Annotated in this window: 19 protein-coding genes; 11 read left to right on the top strand and 8 right to left on the bottom strand. The window is 39.5% G+C overall.

The features are described from left to right. Positions 1-173: 173 nt before the first annotated feature. The 6 genes from ACY2RU_RS11520 to ACY2RU_RS11495 all read right to left on the bottom strand — a co-directional run bounded on the left by ACY2RU_RS11520 (position 174) and on the right by ACY2RU_RS11495 (position 6,231). Positions 174-899 carry a metallophosphoesterase family protein gene (locus tag ACY2RU_RS11520; RefSeq protein ID WP_490138612.1) on the bottom strand — a complete coding sequence of 242 codons (726 nt, stop codon included), beginning with the start codon at positions 897-899 and terminating at the stop codon, positions 174-176. Next, the gene (locus ACY2RU_RS11515) at positions 896-1,996 is read right to left on the bottom strand and encodes a TFIIB-type zinc ribbon-containing protein (RefSeq protein ID WP_490138611.1); all 1,101 of its coding nucleotides are present in this window, start codon (positions 1,994-1,996) and stop codon (positions 896-898) included. Before ACY2RU_RS11515 ends, ACY2RU_RS11520 begins: the two co-directional genes overlap by 4 nt. Positions 1,997-2,094: 98 nt before the next feature. Then, positions 2,095-3,228: an SPFH domain-containing protein gene (locus ACY2RU_RS11510; protein ID WP_490138610.1), complete on the bottom strand. Its 1,134-nt coding sequence runs from the start codon at positions 3,226-3,228 to the stop codon at positions 2,095-2,097. Between the two features lie 107 nt (positions 3,229-3,335). Then, the gene (locus ACY2RU_RS11505; RefSeq protein ID WP_490138609.1) at positions 3,336-4,025 is read right to left on the bottom strand and encodes a hypothetical protein; all 690 of its coding nucleotides are present in this window, start codon (positions 4,023-4,025) and stop codon (positions 3,336-3,338) included. 202 nt (positions 4,026-4,227) lie between these two features. After that, positions 4,228-5,361 carry an ATP-binding protein gene (locus tag ACY2RU_RS11500; protein ID WP_490138608.1) on the bottom strand — a complete coding sequence of 378 codons (1,134 nt, stop codon included), beginning with the start codon at positions 5,359-5,361 and terminating at the stop codon, positions 4,228-4,230. A 111-nt stretch (positions 5,362-5,472) separates the two neighbouring features. After that, positions 5,473-6,231, bottom strand: a complete 759-nt coding sequence (locus ACY2RU_RS11495) for an SDR family NAD(P)-dependent oxidoreductase (protein ID WP_490138607.1) — start codon at positions 6,229-6,231, stop codon at positions 5,473-5,475. A 188-nt stretch (positions 6,232-6,419) separates the two neighbouring features. Here ACY2RU_RS11495 and ACY2RU_RS11490 point away from each other — a divergent pair, with 188 nt between their 5' ends. From ACY2RU_RS11490 to ACY2RU_RS11455, 8 genes are all read left to right on the top strand, one after another. Beyond that, on the top strand, positions 6,420-7,424 hold the full coding sequence (locus tag ACY2RU_RS11490) for an AAA family ATPase (protein ID WP_490138606.1): 1,005 nt from the start codon (positions 6,420-6,422) through the stop codon (positions 7,422-7,424). 98 nt (positions 7,425-7,522) lie between these two features. After that, the gene (locus ACY2RU_RS11485) at positions 7,523-8,389 is read left to right on the top strand and encodes a DUF58 domain-containing protein (RefSeq protein ID WP_490138605.1); all 867 of its coding nucleotides are present in this window, start codon (positions 7,523-7,525) and stop codon (positions 8,387-8,389) included. 1 nt (position 8,390) lies between these two features. Continuing rightward, entirely contained in the window at positions 8,391-10,052 is a 1,662-nt protein-coding gene (locus ACY2RU_RS11480) for a DUF4381 family protein (RefSeq protein ID WP_490138604.1), read from the top strand. After that, positions 10,052-11,056, top strand: a complete 1,005-nt coding sequence (locus ACY2RU_RS11475; RefSeq protein WP_490138603.1) for a vWA domain-containing protein — start codon at positions 10,052-10,054, stop codon at positions 11,054-11,056. The genes ACY2RU_RS11480 and ACY2RU_RS11475 overlap by 1 nt, the downstream gene beginning before the upstream one ends. Before the next feature lie 2 nt (positions 11,057-11,058). Then, on the top strand, positions 11,059-12,093 hold the full coding sequence (locus ACY2RU_RS11470; protein ID WP_490138602.1) for a vWA domain-containing protein: 1,035 nt from the start codon (positions 11,059-11,061) through the stop codon (positions 12,091-12,093). Further along, complete coding sequence (locus ACY2RU_RS11465) at positions 12,083-12,973, top strand: tetratricopeptide repeat protein (RefSeq protein WP_490138601.1); 891 nt, start codon at positions 12,083-12,085, stop codon at positions 12,971-12,973. The genes ACY2RU_RS11470 and ACY2RU_RS11465 overlap by 11 nt, the downstream gene beginning before the upstream one ends. 41 nt (positions 12,974-13,014) lie before the next feature. After that, complete coding sequence (locus tag ACY2RU_RS11460) at positions 13,015-14,757, top strand: BatD family protein (protein WP_490138600.1); 1,743 nt, start codon at positions 13,015-13,017, stop codon at positions 14,755-14,757. After that, complete coding sequence (locus tag ACY2RU_RS11455) at positions 14,754-15,515, top strand: tetratricopeptide repeat protein (RefSeq protein ID WP_490138599.1); 762 nt, start codon at positions 14,754-14,756, stop codon at positions 15,513-15,515. The genes ACY2RU_RS11460 and ACY2RU_RS11455 overlap by 4 nt, the downstream gene beginning before the upstream one ends. Here ACY2RU_RS11455 and ACY2RU_RS11450 read toward each other — a convergent pair. Beyond that, on the bottom strand, positions 15,512-16,084 hold the full coding sequence (locus ACY2RU_RS11450; protein ID WP_490138598.1) for a CvpA family protein: 573 nt from the start codon (positions 16,082-16,084) through the stop codon (positions 15,512-15,514). The two genes, ACY2RU_RS11455 and ACY2RU_RS11450, sit on opposite strands and share 4 nt — an antisense overlap. A gap of 95 nt (positions 16,085-16,179) precedes the next feature. Between ACY2RU_RS11450 and ACY2RU_RS11445 the strand changes: the two genes are divergently transcribed. Genes ACY2RU_RS11445 through ACY2RU_RS11435 form a run of 3 tightly spaced genes read left to right on the top strand, consistent with a single transcriptional unit; the run spans position 16,180 to position 18,011 of the window. Further along, a complete protein-coding gene (locus ACY2RU_RS11445; protein WP_490138597.1) occupies positions 16,180-16,536 on the top strand; it encodes a hypothetical protein in 357 nt (118 codons plus the stop codon). A gap of 41 nt (positions 16,537-16,577) precedes the next feature. After that, a complete protein-coding gene (gene pheS / locus ACY2RU_RS11440) occupies positions 16,578-17,597 on the top strand; it encodes a phenylalanine--tRNA ligase subunit alpha (protein WP_490138596.1) in 1,020 nt (339 codons plus the stop codon). Positions 17,598-17,615: 18 nt separating this feature from the next. After that, positions 17,616-18,011 carry a hypothetical protein gene (locus tag ACY2RU_RS11435; protein WP_490138595.1) on the top strand — a complete coding sequence of 132 codons (396 nt, stop codon included), beginning with the start codon at positions 17,616-17,618 and terminating at the stop codon, positions 18,009-18,011. A gap of 39 nt (positions 18,012-18,050) precedes the next feature. Here the strand turns inward: ACY2RU_RS11435 and ACY2RU_RS11430 are convergent, their stop codons facing one another. Further along, positions 18,051-19,085 (bottom strand): LamG-like jellyroll fold domain-containing protein, encoded by a 1,035-nt coding sequence (locus tag ACY2RU_RS11430; RefSeq protein ID WP_490138594.1) that lies wholly within the window; start codon positions 19,083-19,085, stop codon positions 18,051-18,053. Positions 19,086-19,105: the final 20 nt, after the last annotated feature.

The following is a 19,105-nucleotide window of genomic DNA, read 5'->3' as shown; positions in this document are numbered from 1 at the left end:
CCGTCTAACAGATATGTGAAACGGGTTTTTTAGTTTTGGAATGTTGTGAAACACACGCAACTCATCACGCTTTTAGCGGGACTCAAACAGCGTTTAGTTTTAATCGAATGCTTCATCTATGGGTACCCGAAGTCAAATACTAGGGCGCTTTTGGCTGTTGCGTTACATTGAATTCAATTCCTTCCTTGTTCCTCTGAATAAAGCGTCCACACTTCATCACTCTGCCAGAATTCTTTGGTGTCAATATCCAAAACCGATAGCCTTCCTTTAAAAGCGGCGCCTGTATCGACATTCCATACATTGGCAAAGTTGGTTGGTGTGTCTTTTCCTATTCTGAAAACAGGGGTGTGGCCAATATAAATTTCCTTGAATAATGTAAGTCGCTTTGGATAAGTTGGATCTTCTTCGGAAATGTTCCTATCTAAGCTGCAGGCTACTTCCCAAAGGGTTCTATCCCAATACACCGTATTTGGAAAATATTCGTGCGCCGGACCTTTCAGATTGGTAAAGCCAGCGTGAATAAAGCAACGGTTTTCACTATCGATGTAATAATTTTTCAAAGCTTTCAGAAACTGGATGCATTGCGAAATTTCTTCCGAAGAACAACGCGAAAAACTAGTGATACTTGATTTGCCGCCATGCTCTAGCCACATAGGGCTCGATTCTTTTCCAGAGAGATAATTGAAGACCAATTCTTCGTGATTTCCGCGTAAAAAAATAGTTTGATGTGTTTTTGCTAAAGAGATCAAAAACAAGATCGTTTCAGCAGATTCACTCCAGCCATCTACATAATCGCCCACAAAAATAAGTTGATCTGTTGGGGTGATGGCGGCACGCTCAAGAACCTGTTTCAACGCTTTTAAACCCCCGTGAATATCTCCAACTACTAAGGTTCTCATTGTGCAAAATAGATAATAGTGCCGAGTACGATCAAAATGGCTAAGACCAGGAAAAAGATCTTCCAAAATGAGTAGGGGCGACTGCCGTGGAGCACTCCTGTTTGTCCGTTTACAAAGAAATTATAGCGCTTCCCTTTAAAATTATAAGCGCTCACATAAACGGGCAATAGAATATGTTTAAAGGTTTCATCTGTGAGTTTCATGTCAATAGAAGAAATTCGTTGTGTGTCACCGCCAATATCGCGGCAGGCCCAACGTTCTGCAATTCGTTTTGCCTCTTTATTTGATTCTATATGTCCTTCTTTTAAAGGAATGGTATATTTTTCGGTGACAAATCCAGCCAAAAAACTGCTGTCAAAAGGTTGTAGCGCTTTTAGGTCCCAGCGAGCAATTTGCTTCGGAATATATCCCGACCTTTGTTTTGATGCTCTAATTAAAGTGTCGTCTACAAACCCATTTACAGACCCGCTTGCCGGATACCAACGAGTACGACGTTCGCGGCGCGTTCGGTGAACAGTCTTACCGTTTACCGTAGTTGTATAAGGAACGCTAACATAATAATACTCGCCCCGTTGTCCGGTATATTTGGCGTAGAGGTTTGCATCAAACGTCCAATATGGCGAATAGAGTCCTTTGGTGTTTTCTGGATCTATGGCAGCTTTTTTAAGTTTGTTGGGCGCAAACCAGAGTCCGTTGACCCACTTTTTAAAAATAAGATGTGCTTTTTTTTGATCGATCTGAAACGGAAGCACGGCTCCCGGTAAGATCCAAGCCTCTTTATTTGCATCCTCGATAATAAGGGGCATTGTACAATAGACGCAATGCAGCGATTTATAGTGTTCTTCCACATGTTGATTAGCACCACAATTCTTACAATGCAACATGGTGATCACCTCGCTGTGCGATTGCGAACCCATATCTTCCAGATATTGGTTGAGTTCGAGCTCTTGTAGGCCAATCTCGGTGGGAGATATTTCTTGTGTGTGACCACAATACTCACACTTTAATTCTGTTGTCCCAGGCGCATACAATAGTGCTGCGCCACAATTGACACAGGATTTTTTAAGTTCGGATTTTTGCTCTGGTAAAGTGGTCAAAACACAGGTATTACAAACAGGATTGAGTTACTGCCTTCCGGTTCGCTTTAAGCGAACCATCTTCTCTTTATAAGAGAAGATGCAACTAATGGGTCGCATTAGTTGCCCGGAAGCGGAGGCGGTGTATTTCCACCTAAAAAGGACTTAAGTTCGTCTACTTCGTGTAAGGCCGTCCAGCCGCTCATGCCTTGTTTCCAAACCAACGAATCTTTATTAACGGTGCGATTTGCAAAAAGTGCTCGTAACTGTTCAATCGTGACGGGCCCAGCTTGTTGCCCGTTTGCAGCGTAGAAATAATGCACGGCCATTGGCATTGGTGGAGGCATATGGCTCTGTGGTTGTTGCATGGCCTGTTGCCCTCCCATTTGCGGGCTCATAAGTCCGCCCATTTGTTGTGCGAGCACAAAACCCATTCCCATGCCCATTCCGGCTCCAGCAGTACCGCCTTCGTTTGCAGCAGCAGCTTCGATTGCTTTGGCAGTTTTGAATTTGGTTAATTTGTCTAGATCGAGTTTGTCGATTCGGCTGTATTCAAAGATCTCTTTTTTAAGATCTTCGGGCATTGAGACATTTTCGATATAGAATTTTTCTAAGGAAATACCAACGCTATTAAATTCGGGTTGCATGACCTCTTTGCAGGTTTCTGAAAGTTCCGAAGTATTTGCAGCATATAATTCAATAGGAAGATTGGCTTCACCTACGGTATCCGTAAAACGCGTGGCAATTAAGCTTTTGAGGTGTTCGTTTATTTCGAAATTGGTAAAATTATTATCGGTTCCTACAATGTCGACTATAAATTTCCCAGCATCGTTAATTTTAAATGCATAGGTTCCGAAGGCCCGTATCTCAACCAAACCAAAACGTTCGTCATTGAGCGTTATTGGGTTTTTAGTACCCCATTTTTCATCTGTAAAGAGGTGAGTGTTGACGAAGTATACTTCAGCTTTAAACGGACTGTCAAAACCGTATTTCCAGCCTTTTAAAGTTGTAAGGATGGGTAAGTTTTGTGTGTTTAACGTATATGTTCCTGGTTTAAAAACATCGGCTAACTGACCTTCATTAATAAAAACAGCAGTCTGACCTTCACGAACAATGAGTTTAGCCTCGTTCTTAATTTCGTTTTGGTAACGCTCAAAACGGTGGCAAATGGTGTCGTCTGTATAGTCTAACCATTCAATGATGTCAATAAATTCGTTACTTAGTTTTTCTTTTATAGTGTCGAAAATGCCCATGAGGTTTAATTTTAAATTAGGAATCTTAAATATAGTAAATCTATGAAATAAAAGCGCTCGATTCTTCCGAAGAAAAACCGAGCACTTTGTTTAGCAGTTGGCTAAAACTATTTGAGATTGTAAAATGCAGCTACTTCCTCATAGCTATTAATATCAACTCCTTGGTTCGCTAACTGTTGTTTTACGATATCAACGTGGAATTGATTATTACCTGGATTTGTTGCTCCTAGTGAAGGAATAATGATATAACGATATTCTGCAATACCAGGGCCTCCAAAAGTTCCAGGGTCACCCGACCCACTAAAGTTGCGCATCTTAATAGTAAGATCTGAAACCTCGATACGGAATGTAATTGTTTGTCCGTCAGGATCTGCACCCGTAATGTTCTCTGTAAACGGTAGCATATAGGTTTGTGTTCCAGTGATGACAAAACGCGAGTACACCAATACAACACCATCATCAACCACTTCTTGTGTAATCTGTGGTTCCACAATTGGATAGTTTCTATAGTCAACACCAAATTCAGAACTTACATCACTCCAAACCGTTGAATCAAATTCAATCCAGCCACTAGAAATTACATTAGCATTTCCATCCTGACCATCTTGTCCGTCTTGTCCATCCTGGCCGTCTTGTCCATCAGCACCATCTTGTCCATCTGCGCCAGGCAAGCCCATTTCACCTTGGATTCCGTCCATTCCGTCTGCTCCATCAACACCGTCTTCTGCATCACAAGCGACTAGTGCCATGGCCGCAACCATACAAGTGTACATAAAAATTCTTTTTACTGTTTTCATAATTTTGTCTTTAGTATTTGTTTTGTCTTTTTGTTTATTCAGACTTTCTATGGTACAAATATGCGATGCTTCTAAAAGACAATAGTGAGTTAAACAACTGAAAAGCAAGCTGTAAAAAGGATAGATTTTTTTGAGGGATTTCTTAGAGCAGCAGGGGGTTTTTCCTATATGATGCACAAAACGCAATGCAGATATAGCTAAACTAGTTATATCTCACTTTCCGAAGAATACGCAAAGACTCCTTAAATGACTCATATACGTCGGGGAATTTTTTTAATAGCGATTTGGCCTCCAACAGTTTTGATCGGGCTTCTGTAAAATCATTTAGAAAGCAGATCAAATAAGTGGCGGGAAGGTTTTTAAGATCCTTTTCTTCGGACGGATGCAACGGAATTTGCTTTTTTAGCTTTTCAACCAAGGCATTGTTAGCATTATAAATATGGTGCAGGGTCTTTTTGTTATAACGTGGGGGTTCAAAAAGTAATTTCGAGTCTAAATTATAAAAACCATTTTCCTTAAAGGTAATGGTCACTTCTTCCAGCGGATAGTATTTATATTGATTGTTTAAGCCAAGCAATACATACTCCGTAATAGTAAAGTGATCGTTTGTATAATCTATGCTTACTTCATCTAATGCCGAATAGAACAATCGTACTTGCTCGTTAATAAGTTCGATGTCGACACGAGAATAATAGGTTTCGCCTTTTACCTGTTTTGTAATTCCGGCCCAACATACCACAAAAAGTTCTTTAAAGACTTTATAGTTCGCGTCGAGATCGCGATGCCGATGATTGATAAAATCCATTACCCCGTCTAAGGTCAGTTCAATGTTGTTCTTCGCTTTGTTTTCAATAGCTTGAACGATCTCAGAATTCACATCTTTGATCTCAATATCAAAATCTTTGGGCATGGAAATACTGCCGTCGCGAAGAAATATAGAACCGCCCCAATATTTCCAAATGTTTTTCCGGAGCGATGTAATCAAGCCATTAGGTCTAATGGTGACAAGGCCCACTACCTTGTTTGCTGGAAGATTCGGGAAAGCCACATTTTCGTAAGTGATCAGTGGTGCATTGGTTAGATAGGCGTTAATCAGGTTTTGTAATTTACTGTCATCAAAAAAATCGACGCCTCGTATTTCGTTGGTTTCGTCTTCAACGCCAATTACAATAAAGCTGTTGTTTGCTGGGTTGCTATTGCTGAGCGCACAAACGTGTTTCAAAAATTTCGCCTTGCCTTCTTTACTGCCCAGATCGATCTTTCGTTTTTTATCATAGAAACTACTCTCATCATTGTAAGCCAGGAGGTTTTTAATAAGAAGACGTTTGTTGATCATATCTATTCTCTACGAATGTGGGGCTTTCTTAATTTATTCTACAGCAACGATTAGGAGTAGTATTTATTTTTATTAGTCGAATTTGGTCACATCTCACCAAAATTCTATCCATCATACATTTTTATTCACAATCGTACTACTCGCCTGATCCAAACACATCACGGTCAAATCGGCAATATTTACATGTGGTGGTCGGGTAACGGTAAACCAAATGATATCTGCAATGTCTTCGGGTTGTAAGGGCGTAAAACCTTGATATACTTTTTCAGCACGAGATTCATCTCCTTTAAAACGCACTTCACTAAATTCAGTTTCTACCAAACCTGGGTTAATTGCACCTACCTTAATACCGTTTCCGTTGAGGTCAATTCGCATGCCTTGATTTATTGCATCTACAGCATATTTACTTGCACAATAGACATTTCCGTTAGGATATACTTCCTTTCCAGCGGTTGATCCAATATTGATAATATGACCCGATTGTTTTTTTATAAACTTCGGAAGTAACGCTTTAGTAACGTAGAGTAATCCTTTTACATTGATATCGATCATGGCGTCCCAATCATCGGTGTTACCAGATTGTATCGGATCTAAGCCGTGTGCGTTTCCTGCATTATTGATCAAAATGTCAACATTTGAAAATGGCTCGGGTAGCTTCCGAAGTAATTCTGAAACAAGTTCTTTATCGCGTACATCGAAGGTAAGCGTGTGAACAGAGGTTTTTTCTGAAAGTTCTTCAGCTAAAGCATCTAAGCGTTCCTGTCTTCTTCCGCAGAGAATTAAATGCAAACCGTTTGAAGCAAAGAGACGGGCTGTTGCCATGCCGATGCCGCTAGTGGCTCCTGTAATAAGGGCAATTTTTGATTTCATAAAAGATGAATTTTTTATAAGATGAAATGTATGGAATATGTTCTGCTTATAAAAATATATGCAATAATGTTAAAGCCAGAGTAGGTAAGTCCTTATTTTTAACCAATCATTAACACGTTTTGATGCAATAAATCTACAATTTGCGTCGTCTTTAGAACGTACAGCAATTTATTGAAAAGAATCACCTTATGGAACAGACTACTACCGCCTTGGATATAGGCGCATTGAATGAAAAAATAGAAAAGGAAAGTGCTTTTGTAGATATTCTCACCATGGAGATGAACAAAGTGATCATTGGCCAAAAGCATATGATTGAACGCTTGTTAATTGGTCTTCTTGGACAAGGGCATATCTTGTTGGAAGGAGTTCCGGGTTTAGCAAAAACCCTAGCGATCAACACACTGTCTAAAGCAGTTCACGGGAGTTTTAGCCGTGTGCAGTTTACACCAGATCTACTTCCTGCCGATGTGGTTGGAACACTGATCTATAACATGAAGTTAAACGACTTCAGTATAAAAAAGGGGCCCATTTTTGCCAATTTTGTATTGGCAGATGAGATCAACAGAGCGCCTGCCAAGGTACAATCGGCACTACTAGAAGCGATGCAGGAAAAGCAAGTTACCATTGGTGACGAAACCTTTATACTTGACAAGCCGTTTTTAGTAATGGCAACACAAAACCCAATTGAGCAAGAAGGAACCTACCCATTACCGGAAGCACAAGTTGACCGTTTTATGTTAAAGACCGTTATCGACTATCCAAAGATGGCCGAAGAACAACTTATTATTCGTCAGAATCTTAAAGGTGCCTATGAGCAGATCAATCCTGTGGTTACCTTAGACCAGATTCTTCGTGCGCAGTCTGCTGTACGAGAAGTATACATGGACGAAAAAATCGAAAAATATATTCTCGATATTATCTTTGCAACGCGTAATCCAGAAAATTATCGCTTAGCAGACCTTAAACCACTTATTAGCAATGGGGCATCTCCTCGTGGAAGTATCAACCTTGCAATGGCTGCCAAATGTTATGCGTTTATCAAACGTCGTGGCTATGTAGTACCTGAAGACGTTCGTGCCATTGTACACGATGTATTGCGTCACCGTATTGGAATCACCTATGAGGCTGAAGCCGAAAATGTTACTTCCGAAGATATCATCAATCGTATCGTAAACGAGATTGAAGTACCTTAATCTAGTTCGCAATTTACAGTCTTCATTGATCAGTTTCTGATCACGAAGCACAAGAACTTTTTACTGTTAACTGCAACTGCCAACTGTTTACTAAAAAGATGGATACTAAAGAACTTCTTAAAAAAGTACGTAAGATCGAGATCAAAACACGTCGCCTAAGCGATCACGTGTTTGGTGGCGAATACCACAGTACGTTTAAAGGTCGTGGAATGACTTTTAGTGAGGTGCGACAGTATCAATTTGGTGATGATGTACGAAATATCGACTGGAATGTAACAGCACGTTATAGCGAACCCTATGTAAAGGTTTTCGAGGAAGAACGCGAATTAACCATGATGCTAATGGCCGATATTAGCGGCTCTGAGTTCTTCGGAACAGATGAGCAGTTCAAAAGCGAGATCGTTACCGAAGTAGCCGCAACACTTGCTTTTTCAGCAATGCAAAACAATGATAAAATTGGACTCATCCTTTTTTCAGATGAAATAGAACTTTTTATTCCACCGAAAAAAGGAAAATCGCACGTACTCCGAATCATTCGTGAATTACTGGAATTTGAGCCAAAAAGTAAAAAAACAGATTTAGCGCAAGCGCTTAAATATATGGCGAGCGTTATGAAGAAGAAAGCGATCGTTTTTGTGCTATCAGATTTTATCACAGACGGATATAAAGACACCCTAAAGATCGTATCGAATAAACACGATGTGACGGGTATTCGTATTTATGATAAACATGAAGAGAACATTCCAAGTTTAGGGATGGTTACGATGCGTGATGAGGAAACGGGCGAACAAATGCTTGTCAATACAAGTTCGAAAGGCGTTCGAAATGAATACCATGCATATTATAGACAACGTCTTGCGTATTATGAAGATGCTTTTCTTAAAAGTGGCGCGGGAGCAATTAGCTGTAGAACCGACGAAAGTTATGTAAAGAAATTGTTGGGCTATTTTAAACGCCGAGGATAAAATGACGAAATTTAGACAACATATCAAGAATACCTTATTACGCACTATGTTGCGCAGTCACTTTGCTGTCGCCTTATTTTTGTTCACCGCTTCAATTGCAACCGCCCAAGTTCAATCGGCTGTTGATTCAACATCCATTCAAATTGGAGAAGAAATTTTATACAGCATACAGGTTGAAGCAGACACAACAGACATTGTTACATTTCCAGAAGGGCAGACGTTTTTACCTTTGGAAGTTATTGATTCGTATAAGATCGATACAACGTATGAAAAAGCAAAATATCGTTTATTAAAAAAGTACGGATTGACGCAATTTGATTCGGGTTATTATGTAATTCCGAAGCAAAAAGTATTTATCAATCAAAAACCGTTTGAAACCGATTCGGTTCGTGTAGAAGTGCGCGATGTGGTTGTAGATACTACAAAACAAAAAATGTTTGAAATCAAGGAAGCTTTGCCAGTAGCGCGACCCCCGTTTGATTTTATGAAATTAGTATATTGGTTATTGCCCATTCTAGCCATTTTAGGCTTGGTCGTGTGGCTTTTCTTCCGAAGAAAAAAGAGAAAAGAGGCAGAAGCTGAGCAATTACCACCTTACGAAGAAGCAATATCGGCGCTACATGCACTCGATAGTTCAAACTTATTACGAGAGCACAAATCAAAAGAATACTATTCGCATCTTACTGAAATTGTAAAACGATATCTCGATCGTGAGGTGGATGATTCGGCTTTAGAAAGTACTTCAGATGAGCTTATTGAACGGCTCCAACTGCACAAAGACGCAGGGCATTTTGAATTTGACAATGAAACAATTCGTCATCTCGATCAAATTTTAAAGCGTGCCGACCTCGTAAAATTTGCTAAAATGCATCAGGAGTCGGGTCAGGCTGAAGCCGATCGAAATACCATTGAGGAAATTATCAATGAAACGCATGAGGTAATTCCAGAACCTACGGAAGAAGAGTTGATGCAAAATCAACTTTATCAGGAAGAACAACTAAGAAAACGACGAACAAAGCGCATCGTTTATGGTGTTGCTGGCGGATTTTTGGCAATTGCTATTACACTCGTTGCTTTTATTGCAACCTACGGCTTTGATTATGTAAAAGACAATCTTATTGGTCACCCAACAAAAGAATTGGCCGAAGGTCGCTGGATCAAAAGTGAGTACGGAAATCCTGCGGTCGTGATCGAGACGCCTAAGGTTTTGGTTCGAAACGAACAAGCTGTTCCAGACGAGATAAAGGCGCAGTTTAAAACACATGAAACGTTTAGCTACGGAAGTTTACTTGGCAATTTTAATGTAACCGTAACTACTATAGAATTTAACGAACCTGTCGAAGTGGAGTTAGATCAAGTGCTCGATCAGGTGCTCAGTGGTATGGAACAGATGGGTGTAACCAATATGGTGGTAAAGAAAGATGAGTTCAATACCGAAAAAGGGATGAAAGGGGTACGTGCGTATGGAGATTTCAGAATAAAAGATGCAAAAGGAAACTATGTTTCAGATAAGAAGCAGAATTATCAAGTGATCATTTTCGGACAGAAAACAGGCCTACAACAGGTTGTAATTGCCAGTAATGAAGATGACAGCTATGCTGAAGAAGTCGTTGATAGAATCGTTGGATCTATAGAATTGGAAGTAACAGAAGGAGAAAAATAATGTTTGAAAATTTTGAATTTGTAAGTCCGCAGTTTTTTTGGTTGCTCCTCGTGCTACCATTATTGGTGCTATGGTATTTATGGAAAAGAAAGCAACAAACAGCTGCGCTTCATATTTCTAGTATCAAAGGTTTTAAAACGAAAAAGAATTGGTTGGCACGATTAAAACCGTTGCTATTTGTACTGCGATTATTGGCAATTACGGCCATAATTATCGCCATGACCAGACCGAGAACGGTTGATGAGTCAACACGTATAAAAACAACTAAAGGAATTGACATTGTTATGGCGATCGACGTTTCAGCAAGTATGCTGGCGCGTGATCTAAAGCCAAATCGTTTGGAAGCTTTAAAAAATGTAGCTGCGCGTTTTATCAATGGCCGACCAAATGACCGAATTGGTTTGGTGGAATACGCTGGAGAAAGTTATACAAAAACGCCACTAACGAGTGACAAAAGTATTGTATTGTCGTCTTTAAAATCGATTGAATACAATCAAGTAATTGAAGGAGGAACAGCCATTGGAATGGGGCTTGCTACTGCAGTAAACCGATTAAAAGATAGCCGTGCGAAGAGTAAAGTGATTATTCTTCTTACCGATGGTGTAAATAATAGCGGATTTATTGATCCTAAAATTGCGAGTGAGCTGGCGGTAGAATTTGGAATCAAAGTATATACCATTGGTTTAGGAACCAATGGAACGGCAATGTCGCCTATTGGAATTAAACCAAATGGGCAGTTTCAATACGGAAATATGCCGGTGGAGATCGATGAGACCTTGTTGAAGGAAATTGCAAAGACAACAAGCGGACAATATTTTAGAGCAACGAGCACCACGAAACTGAGTGAGATTTACGACGAGATCAATAAATTAGAAAAAACAGATATTGAAGAATTTAAATATACGAATTACGAGGAAAAATTCCGTCCATGGGCGTTGTTAGCCTTTGGTCTTTTGGCGTTTGAATTACTCCTTCGATATACCATATTTAGAAGTTTTATATAATTATGTATCAATTAGATCAACCCTTATATTTTTATTTGCTGATCGCCATTCCGGCGATTTTGGTGCTGTTCTTTTTGGTGGCCATTTGGAAACGTCATACGCAGAAGAAGTTTGCCGAGAGTGATCTTTTAAAGCGATTGAGTCCCGATCGATCCCGTTTTAAGGCGGTTTTAAAAGTATTGGTAATTTGCCTGGCAATCGCTTGTTTGAGTTTCGCTTTGGTAAACCCTAAAATTGGAACGAAATTAGAAACAGTGAAACGTGAAGGTGTAGATGTGGTCTTTGCACTGGATGTTTCAAAAAGTATGCTTGCTGAAGATATCGCACCCAATCGTTTAGACAAATCGAAGCAATTGGTGACACAGATCATCAACAGTTTGGCAGGAGATCGTATTGGAATTATTGGTTATGCAGGAAGCGCTTTTCCGCAGGTGCCTATTACAACCGATTTCTCTTCGGCGAAATTGTTTTTAAATAGTATGAATACCGATATGGTTTCGTCTCAGGGAACGGCTATTAATGAAGCAATACAGATGGCCGAAGGCTATTTTGACGATGAAGAACAGACTAATAGGGTTGTTTTTATCGTTTCAGATGGGGAAGACCATGAAGGTAATTCGGCTGCTATTGCTGAAGAAGCGGCAGAGCAAGGAATTAGAATTTTTACTATTGGCGTTGGAAAACCCGAAGGAGGTCCTATTCCAATTAAACGCAACGGAATTTTTCAAGGCAATAAACGCGATGAGAATAATGAAATTGTGATCACACGCCTTGACGCTCAAAAATTGAAGGATATTGCTTCCGCGGCAAACGGGCAATATATCGACGGTTCAAATACAAAAGACGTGGTTGAGCAGGTCAAAAGCATTTTAAATGGCATGGACAAGAAAGAATTTGATGCCAAGCAGTTTACCGATTTTAAAGATCAATTTCAATGGTTTTTAGCTGGGGCATTATTTTTGCTGATATTAGATGTCTTTCTGCTTGAAAGAAAGACAGCATGGGTTAAAAAGTTGAATTTATTTAATGAAAAATAATATGCACATAACAAATTTTGTTTTTGGAATGCTTCGGAAATTTTCGAGCATGCTGTTCGTGCTATTGTTGTTAAGTACAGCAAATCTGTTTTCTCAAGAAATTCCGAAGGAAAAAAGGAAGGCATTGAAAGAGGCGCAAACTTTGGTAAGTGATGCTGGGGTGTCTCTTCAGAAAGAAGCATTTGTAGAAGCAGAGGCAGACTACCGAAAGGCAATTGCACTTGCTCCAGAAAATGAAGCGGCGAAATACAATTTAGGGAATGCTTACTATGACCGAAACCTTAACGGCGAGGCAAATCGGCGTTATAAGCAATCGGCGGCAGTGGGTACTTCAAAAAACTCGAAGCACATGGCTTTTCATAATTTAGGAAATACCTATATGAATGATAAGAAGTATCAGGATGCTGTTGATGCTTATAAAAATGCGTTACGTAACAACCCCACCGATGATGAAACGCGCTATAATTTAGCATTGGCGAAAAAAATGCTCGAGAACGAGCAAAAAGAAGGTGGTGGTGATGAAGATGATAAGGAGCAAAATAAGCAAAACGAAGACAACAAAGAAAATAAAGACAAGAAGGACGACTCTGGCGAGAATGATAATGACGACGAGGGCGACAAAAAAGAGGACGAAGACAAAGGAGACGAAAAGGAAGATAAAAGCGAAGGGGACAAAGAAAAGGATCAAGGTAAGCCTGATGAGCAAAAAGAAGGCGAACAAGAGCAAAAACAGCAGCAGCAACCCGTTCCTGGACAGCTCTCTCCGCAACAAGTGAAAAATTTGTTGGAAGCAATGAACAATCAGGAAAAGAAAGTACAAGATAAGATCAATGCCAAAAAACAAAAAGGCGCTAAAGTAAAATCAAACAAAGATTGGTAGTCATGAAACTCAAAAATTTCATATACATACTATTTTTTATCATGTCCTGCAACGTCTTGCAGGCACAGGTGAAGTTTGAAGCCAAAGTGAGCAAGAAGCGCGTTGGGATGAACGAACGCCTGCGTGTTGATTTTGAGATGAATCAGGATGGCGATAATTTTAATCCACCAAGTTTTGAAGGTTTCCGTGTGGTAGGCGGACCAAATCAGGCCATTAGTAATTCTTGGATCAACGGAAAGCGGAGCTATTCTAAGTCGTATTCCTATTTTTTATCTCCAACCGCTCAAGGAACATTCAGCATCGGGCAGGCAACAATTGAGATCAACGGTGAAACATTTAAAACTTCACCGGTCTCAGTATTTGTAACCAAAGCTGTTGAGGTTCCAAAAGATGGAAATAATGTTGATTATCTCGCAAGTGAGAATGTGCATTTGGTTGCTGAAGTGTCAAAGGCGAATCCGTATATCAACGAAGCGATCACGGTAACCTATAAATTATATGTCTCTCACGATGTAAGTATAACCAGTAGTTGGCGAGAGGTGGAAACACCTAAGTATGCCGATTTTTGGAGTCAGAATATTGATAATTCAGGAAATTTTAAAATTTATGAAGGGAAGTATCAAGGAGAAGATTACCGCTTTGTGATCTTACGAACCACTTTACTCTACCCTCAAAAAACAGGGAAATTAGATATTGAACCCTTAACGCTTGACGTGCCAATAGACGTGCCAGGGAGCAGTAGAGATCTATTTGGGCGTAGACTCATGTCACGGGTTAATAAAACTATTTCGGCAGGAAAACGAACTATCGATGTAAAGCCATTACCTCTCGAAGGAAAGCCAGACAATTTTCTGGGAGCTGTAGGGGATTTTAGTTTAGACGTAGCTACCAACAAGAAAAAATTAAATGCGAGTGAAGCACTCGAACTTTCAGTTAAGGTTACAGGTAGCGGAAACTTAAAACTAACAGAGATTCCAACAATTAAATTACCTAGTTCTTTGGAGGTATATGAGCCAGAGCACAAAGAAAATGTACGTACAGACCGATCTGGGATGCGAGGTGATATTCAGGATGTTTATACTGTGGTGCCTCAGTTTAAAGGGAAGTATCCTATTCGGCCTATTACGTTCTCTTATTTTGACCCCAAGACCGAGCAGTATAAAACGCTTTCTTCCGAAGAGATTGTCATTGAAGTTGAAAACGGACCAGTGAATGCAGAACTCGCTGAAGCCACAAATACAGACGGTACAAAAAAGCCGGTCACTTTAGATAATGATCAGTTTAAATACATCAAACTAGACGCAAATTTAAAACCCATTGCGGCCGAAACTTTTTTCAAATCGAAGTTGTTTTGGGGCCTAGTTGGCGGACCATTTTTATTGATCCCATTATTTATTTTGGCAGGTTCTAGACGTAAAAAACGCTTGGCAGATGTCACTGGAAATCGTTTGCGTAAAGCAAATAAGCTTGCTAAAAAATACTTGGGTGAGGCTAAGAAAAGTATGAGTGATAAAGCTATTTTTTATGAAGCACTTGAACGGGCATTGCACAATTATTTAAAGGCAAAACTAGATATTGTAACAGTTGAGATGTCTAAAGAGAATATTTCAAGCTTGCTAGAACAACATCAAGTTTCAAATGCAGTCACGGGTCAATTCAATGAACTTTTAAAAGCATGTGAGTACGCTCGTTATACACCCGCTACACAGGTGACCATCCAGCAAGATTACAATAAGGCAGTTGAAACCATTTCAGATATAGATAAACAAATAACGTATTCATGATGAGCATTATAAAAAAACTGGTTTTCATTTTCGTAGGTTGCTACGCGATGATGAGTTTTGCTCAAAACGATGTATTGTTTGAGCAAGGAAAGGAGAAATATGCCGCGCAACAGTATCAACAGGCTATTGAGGCGTGGACAAAAATACTTAATAACGGAAAGCACGATGCCACCCTATATTTTAATCTGGGGAATGCACATTACAAAATGAATAATATAGGACCTAGCGTTTATTATTATGAAAAAGCATTGCAACTCGACCCAACTGATCGCGATACAAAGAACAACTTGGCTTTTGCGCAAAATGCGCGGGTAGATGCCATTGAACCTCTGCCAAAAACTGTTTTCTCTAAATGGTATCATTCGGTGGCAAACGTCTTTACTTTTGACGGCTGGGCATGGACGGTAGTAGTGTGTTCTTTCTTGTTTGTCGGACTCTTTTTGCTCTATTATTTTTCTATTTCCGAAGGAAAAAAGAGACTCTTTTTTGTGGGATCTATTGTTACACTTTTGATTTTTATAGGAACCATGTTTTTTGCTTTCCAAACATATTCAGATCTTCAAAAAGATCGTCCTGCCATTATTTTTGCCGAAAGTACTGAAGTGCGAAGCGCCCCTAATATGGGTGGTGAAAAAGCTTTTGTTTTGCATGAAGGAACCAAAGTCCAGATCACAGCCGAAGAAAATAAGTGGGTACGAATATTGCTAGCTGATGGCAAAGACGGATGGATGCCTAAGAGTGAATTAAAAGCACTTTAATTAATAGTATCGGTGGAAGTTTTATTTGATTCCTGAGGATCAGGATAACTTTCTAGGTTTATTACTTCATCTTTCAGACTGTCTACTTTTTCTAAGATACGAGGTAAAATTAAAGGGGCAAAAGCAGAAACAGGTGCATAAAGCATAGAATTTTCTTTCTTTTCTTCGGAAATAACATATCCGCTAATCCCAGAGTAGGCGCTCATAAACATAAAGAGGACACTTACAATAAAGGCGTATTTAAGAGCCGCAAAAACGCCTCCCAAAAGTTTGTTTACAATCCCCAATGCAGCAAAATCGGCTACCTTAGTAAGAAATTTCCCTAGTAAAGAAACTACAAAAATGATCACCAGAAAAGTTAGCGCAAAGGCCGCAAGCGATGTTGTTTGATCTCCCCAGTCAAATTTTGAAGCTAAATACGAACCAGCATAACCAGAAAAATAAACAGCACCAATAACTCCCAAAATGAGTCCGATGAGTGAAGCGAGCGCTACAAAAAGCCCTTTTTTAAAACCTGAGTAAAAAGCAATGAGCAAAATGACGCCCAAAATAATATCGACCGAGTTCATATTATGAGATTTGAAGTAAATATAACACAACTTTTTCTAGTGCAATAGCTAAGGTGGGTATGCATCCTTTTCAATATTAAAAGTATATTTGCATCATGGCAAGAGATGAACAGCTTAAAGAACGATGGGAAGCCGTAGTGATCATGTTGAGCGACCGTTTCGCAGACGGGGATCGTCTCGATCTGGATGCGATCATATATTTGGTCGGTATACAGGAATTGGGGCAATTACATCGCAAGTTTAAAAAAGATGAAAAGATCAATTTGATGCATATTGCGATATGTCGTCTGTTGGAGCCGTTTGGCTATTACGAATTTGATTTTTTTGATGAAGCAGGATGGCCACATTATAAAATCTTGGAGCAATTACCGCCATTAAAAGCAGGCGAACAAAGTGTTTTAATGAAAGACGCCATTGTTCAGTATTTTTTAGAAAAGGAAGTAATACAATAAGAAGTAATTAGCCGTACTTTTGCGGGCTGAAGTGTATTGAAATGATAGATGAAATAAAAAAACACCAAGAATCTGTAGAAGCTTTTAAGGCAACAAACGCCGATGAGGTTGAAACATTTCGAATTAAATATTTAGGTTCGAAAGGATTGTTGAAAGAGTATTTTACCGCTTTTAAAAGTGTGCCAAACGAACAGAAAAAGGCATACGGTCAAGCGATAAACGCACTTAAATCTGCTGCCGAAGCAAAGGTTGCTGAATTAAAGACCGCCTTAGAAGACACTCAAGAAACAACTGGCGTTTACGGAGATCTAAGTCGTCCGGGAGCTCCAATAGTTTTGGGATCCAGACACCCCATTTCTATCGTAAAAAACAAGATCATCGATATTTTTTCACGAATTGGATTTAATGTTTCAGAAGGTCCAGAAATTGAAGATGATTGGCACAATTTTACAGCTTTGAATCTCCCCGAATATCACCCAGCTCGTGATATGCAAGACACCTTCTTTATTCAAACTAATCCCGACGTGTTGTTGCGTACGCATACCTCATCTGTGCAGGTGCGTTATATGGAAAACAACAAGCCACCTATTCGTACTATTTCTCCAGGGCGAGTATATCGCAATGAAGCAATTTCGGCACGATCGCATTGTTTTTTCCACCAAGTGGAAGGTCTATATGTAGATAAGGGTGTAAGTTTTGCCGATTTGAAGCAAACTTTGCAATATTTTACTACGGAAATGTTCGGGAAATCAAAAATTCGTCTTCGTCCGTCGTATTTTCCATTTACAGAGCCAAGCGCCGAAGTCGACGTGTATTGGGGATTGGAAACGGAAACCGATTATAAGATGACCAAAGGAACGGGTTGGCTTGAAATTATGGGCTGCGGAATGGTAGATCCAAACGTTTTAGAAAATTGCGGAATCGATTCTACCGAATACTCTGGTTTTGCTTTTGGAATGGGAATTGACCGTATTGCCTTGCTGTTACACCAAATTCCAGATATTCGTATGTTGAGCGAGAACGATCTTCGCTTTTTGGAGCAGTTTAAAAGTGCCGATTAATTTTCATTTGTTTTATTTATGAAAAAAGATATTGACTTTCACATCGCTGAGCATGTTCAGATTGTTGCAGTTCGAGAATGGGACGAGGATTTTCTGGCGCAGCATTGGAATGTTTATATAGTAAATAATGCTTCGGAAGTCATTGAAACCGTTTTAGTTCTTTCCCGCGGAAGTAGCAACGAACAAAAAACGTCAACTTTACGACATAATATGGGAAATCTGGAAGCGCATTCAGCAAAGAAAATCGAATTTATGCAGGATGAAGTACTTCGGTTTCAAAACGAATATTTGGTTACGTATTTTTCCGAAGACAAACTTCACGAGAAGCGTTTTGTATTTGCACCCGATCAAATTTCCGAAGAAAGCTGTGTTCCTATACGCGTATTGGAAACGGAAGGGGTTTTAGCTTCGTAAAAATAGCCTGGTATCTACAAACAGTTTATTCACTGCTTTTTACTCTTTAATAATACGCTTGACAAATTGTTTTCCGTCAATTTCAAGGGTGATAAAATACATTCCAGAAGTAAGTCCCGAAAGATCTATAGTATTTGTTGTCAAACTAATTTTTGAAATCTCAACGCCTAAGAGGTTGTGGATTTTTACTGAGCTTCCCGCAACGTCATATCCTGAAACTAAAACGAAGTCGTTTGCTGGGTTTGGCAACAATTGAATAGTAACTGCTTTATAATCTTCGGTTCCCAGTTTACAGTTTTCGATAGCTCCGCACGCCACATCAGTGATCACAGGCACATCAGGATCAAATTGCGGTAAGTTATTTGCGCCATTGTTTCCAAACCTTGTTCCGTGGGCTTCGGTTGGGCTGCAATCTCTAACATCGCAGTCACTTGCGTTATCGTCAAATTTATAATAGCCAATTAAATTTGCTTCTGTACCTGAAAGTTCTGTTTGATAATTGGCTTGAATTTCGGGTTGACTTCGCACACCATTCCAAATACGTAATTCCTCAATATTTCCATCAAAGTACTCCCCTTGAAATCCATTGTCATGGTAGTTGCCAATATGAGTTTGGGCCGTTGTTTCGATAGTTGTTATGTTTCCTGAAAGGTTTACATAACCAATAGGTTCTTCTACACCATCTAAATATAGAAGGATTGTATCTTCCCCGTCAAAAGTCATAGCCACGTGATGCCAAGTGTCATCAAAAAAGAAAGTTGTCCCTCGAACATAGCGGGTGTTTAAGCTCCATTGAGTTGTAACAAATCCGCTTAGGTAACCTTCGGTAGTAATTTGAAAGCCCCAGCCTCGATAATTCCCGGACTCGGTACCAAGTTTAGAAATAATTTGTTTTAATCCTGGCTGATCGAACTTAATCCAAGCTTCAACGGTAAAGGGATCTGTAGGCGTAAATGCAAAATTTTGGTCTAAATTTATGTAGTCATCTGTTCCGTCAAATTGCAATGAGTGATTTTGAGATAGACTTGTCGCGTAAATCAAGGTTATAATAACGATGGAAGTAAAAGTTTTCATAATAATATATTTATAGTACT

Source organism: Ulvibacter sp. 2305UL32-6 (assembly GCF_058148545.1).
This window is presented reverse-complemented; position numbering and strand designations above follow the sequence as displayed.

Bases quoted from the DNA above. Each gene is read 5' to 3' on its own strand.
- ACY2RU_RS11520 (WP_490138612.1), bottom strand. From the start codon at position 899: ATGAGAACCTTAGTAGTTGGAGATATTCACGGGGGTTTAAAAGCGTTG.
- ACY2RU_RS11510 (WP_490138610.1), bottom strand. From the start codon at position 3,228: ATGGGCATTTTCGACACTATAAAAGAAAAACTAAGTAACGAATTTATT.
- ACY2RU_RS11505 (WP_490138609.1), bottom strand. From the start codon at position 4,025: ATGAAAACAGTAAAAAGAATTTTTATGTACACTTGTATGGTTGCGGCC.
- ACY2RU_RS11500 (WP_490138608.1), bottom strand. From the start codon at position 5,361: ATGATCAACAAACGTCTTCTTATTAAAAACCTCCTGGCTTACAATGAT.
- ACY2RU_RS11495 (WP_490138607.1), bottom strand. From the start codon at position 6,231: ATGAAATCAAAAATTGCCCTTATTACAGGAGCCACTAGCGGCATCGGC.
- ACY2RU_RS11490 (WP_490138606.1), top strand. From the start codon at position 6,420: ATGGAACAGACTACTACCGCCTTGGATATAGGCGCATTGAATGAAAAA.
- ACY2RU_RS11485 (WP_490138605.1), top strand. From the start codon at position 7,523: ATGGATACTAAAGAACTTCTTAAAAAAGTACGTAAGATCGAGATCAAA.
- ACY2RU_RS11480 (WP_490138604.1), top strand. From the start codon at position 8,391: ATGACGAAATTTAGACAACATATCAAGAATACCTTATTACGCACTATG.
- ACY2RU_RS11475 (WP_490138603.1), top strand. From the start codon at position 10,052: ATGTTTGAAAATTTTGAATTTGTAAGTCCGCAGTTTTTTTGGTTGCTC.
- ACY2RU_RS11470 (WP_490138602.1), top strand. From the start codon at position 11,059: ATGTATCAATTAGATCAACCCTTATATTTTTATTTGCTGATCGCCATT.
- ACY2RU_RS11465 (WP_490138601.1), top strand. From the start codon at position 12,083: ATGAAAAATAATATGCACATAACAAATTTTGTTTTTGGAATGCTTCGG.
- ACY2RU_RS11460 (WP_490138600.1), top strand. From the start codon at position 13,015: ATGTCCTGCAACGTCTTGCAGGCACAGGTGAAGTTTGAAGCCAAAGTG.
- ACY2RU_RS11455 (WP_490138599.1), top strand. From the start codon at position 14,754: ATGATGAGCATTATAAAAAAACTGGTTTTCATTTTCGTAGGTTGCTAC.
- ACY2RU_RS11450 (WP_490138598.1), bottom strand. From the start codon at position 16,084: ATGAACTCGGTCGATATTATTTTGGGCGTCATTTTGCTCATTGCTTTT.
- ACY2RU_RS11445 (WP_490138597.1), top strand. From the start codon at position 16,180: ATGGCAAGAGATGAACAGCTTAAAGAACGATGGGAAGCCGTAGTGATC.
- pheS (WP_490138596.1), top strand. From the start codon at position 16,578: ATGATAGATGAAATAAAAAAACACCAAGAATCTGTAGAAGCTTTTAAG.
- ACY2RU_RS11435 (WP_490138595.1), top strand. From the start codon at position 17,616: ATGAAAAAAGATATTGACTTTCACATCGCTGAGCATGTTCAGATTGTT.
- ACY2RU_RS11430 (WP_490138594.1), bottom strand. From the start codon at position 19,085: ATGAAAACTTTTACTTCCATCGTTATTATAACCTTGATTTACGCGACA.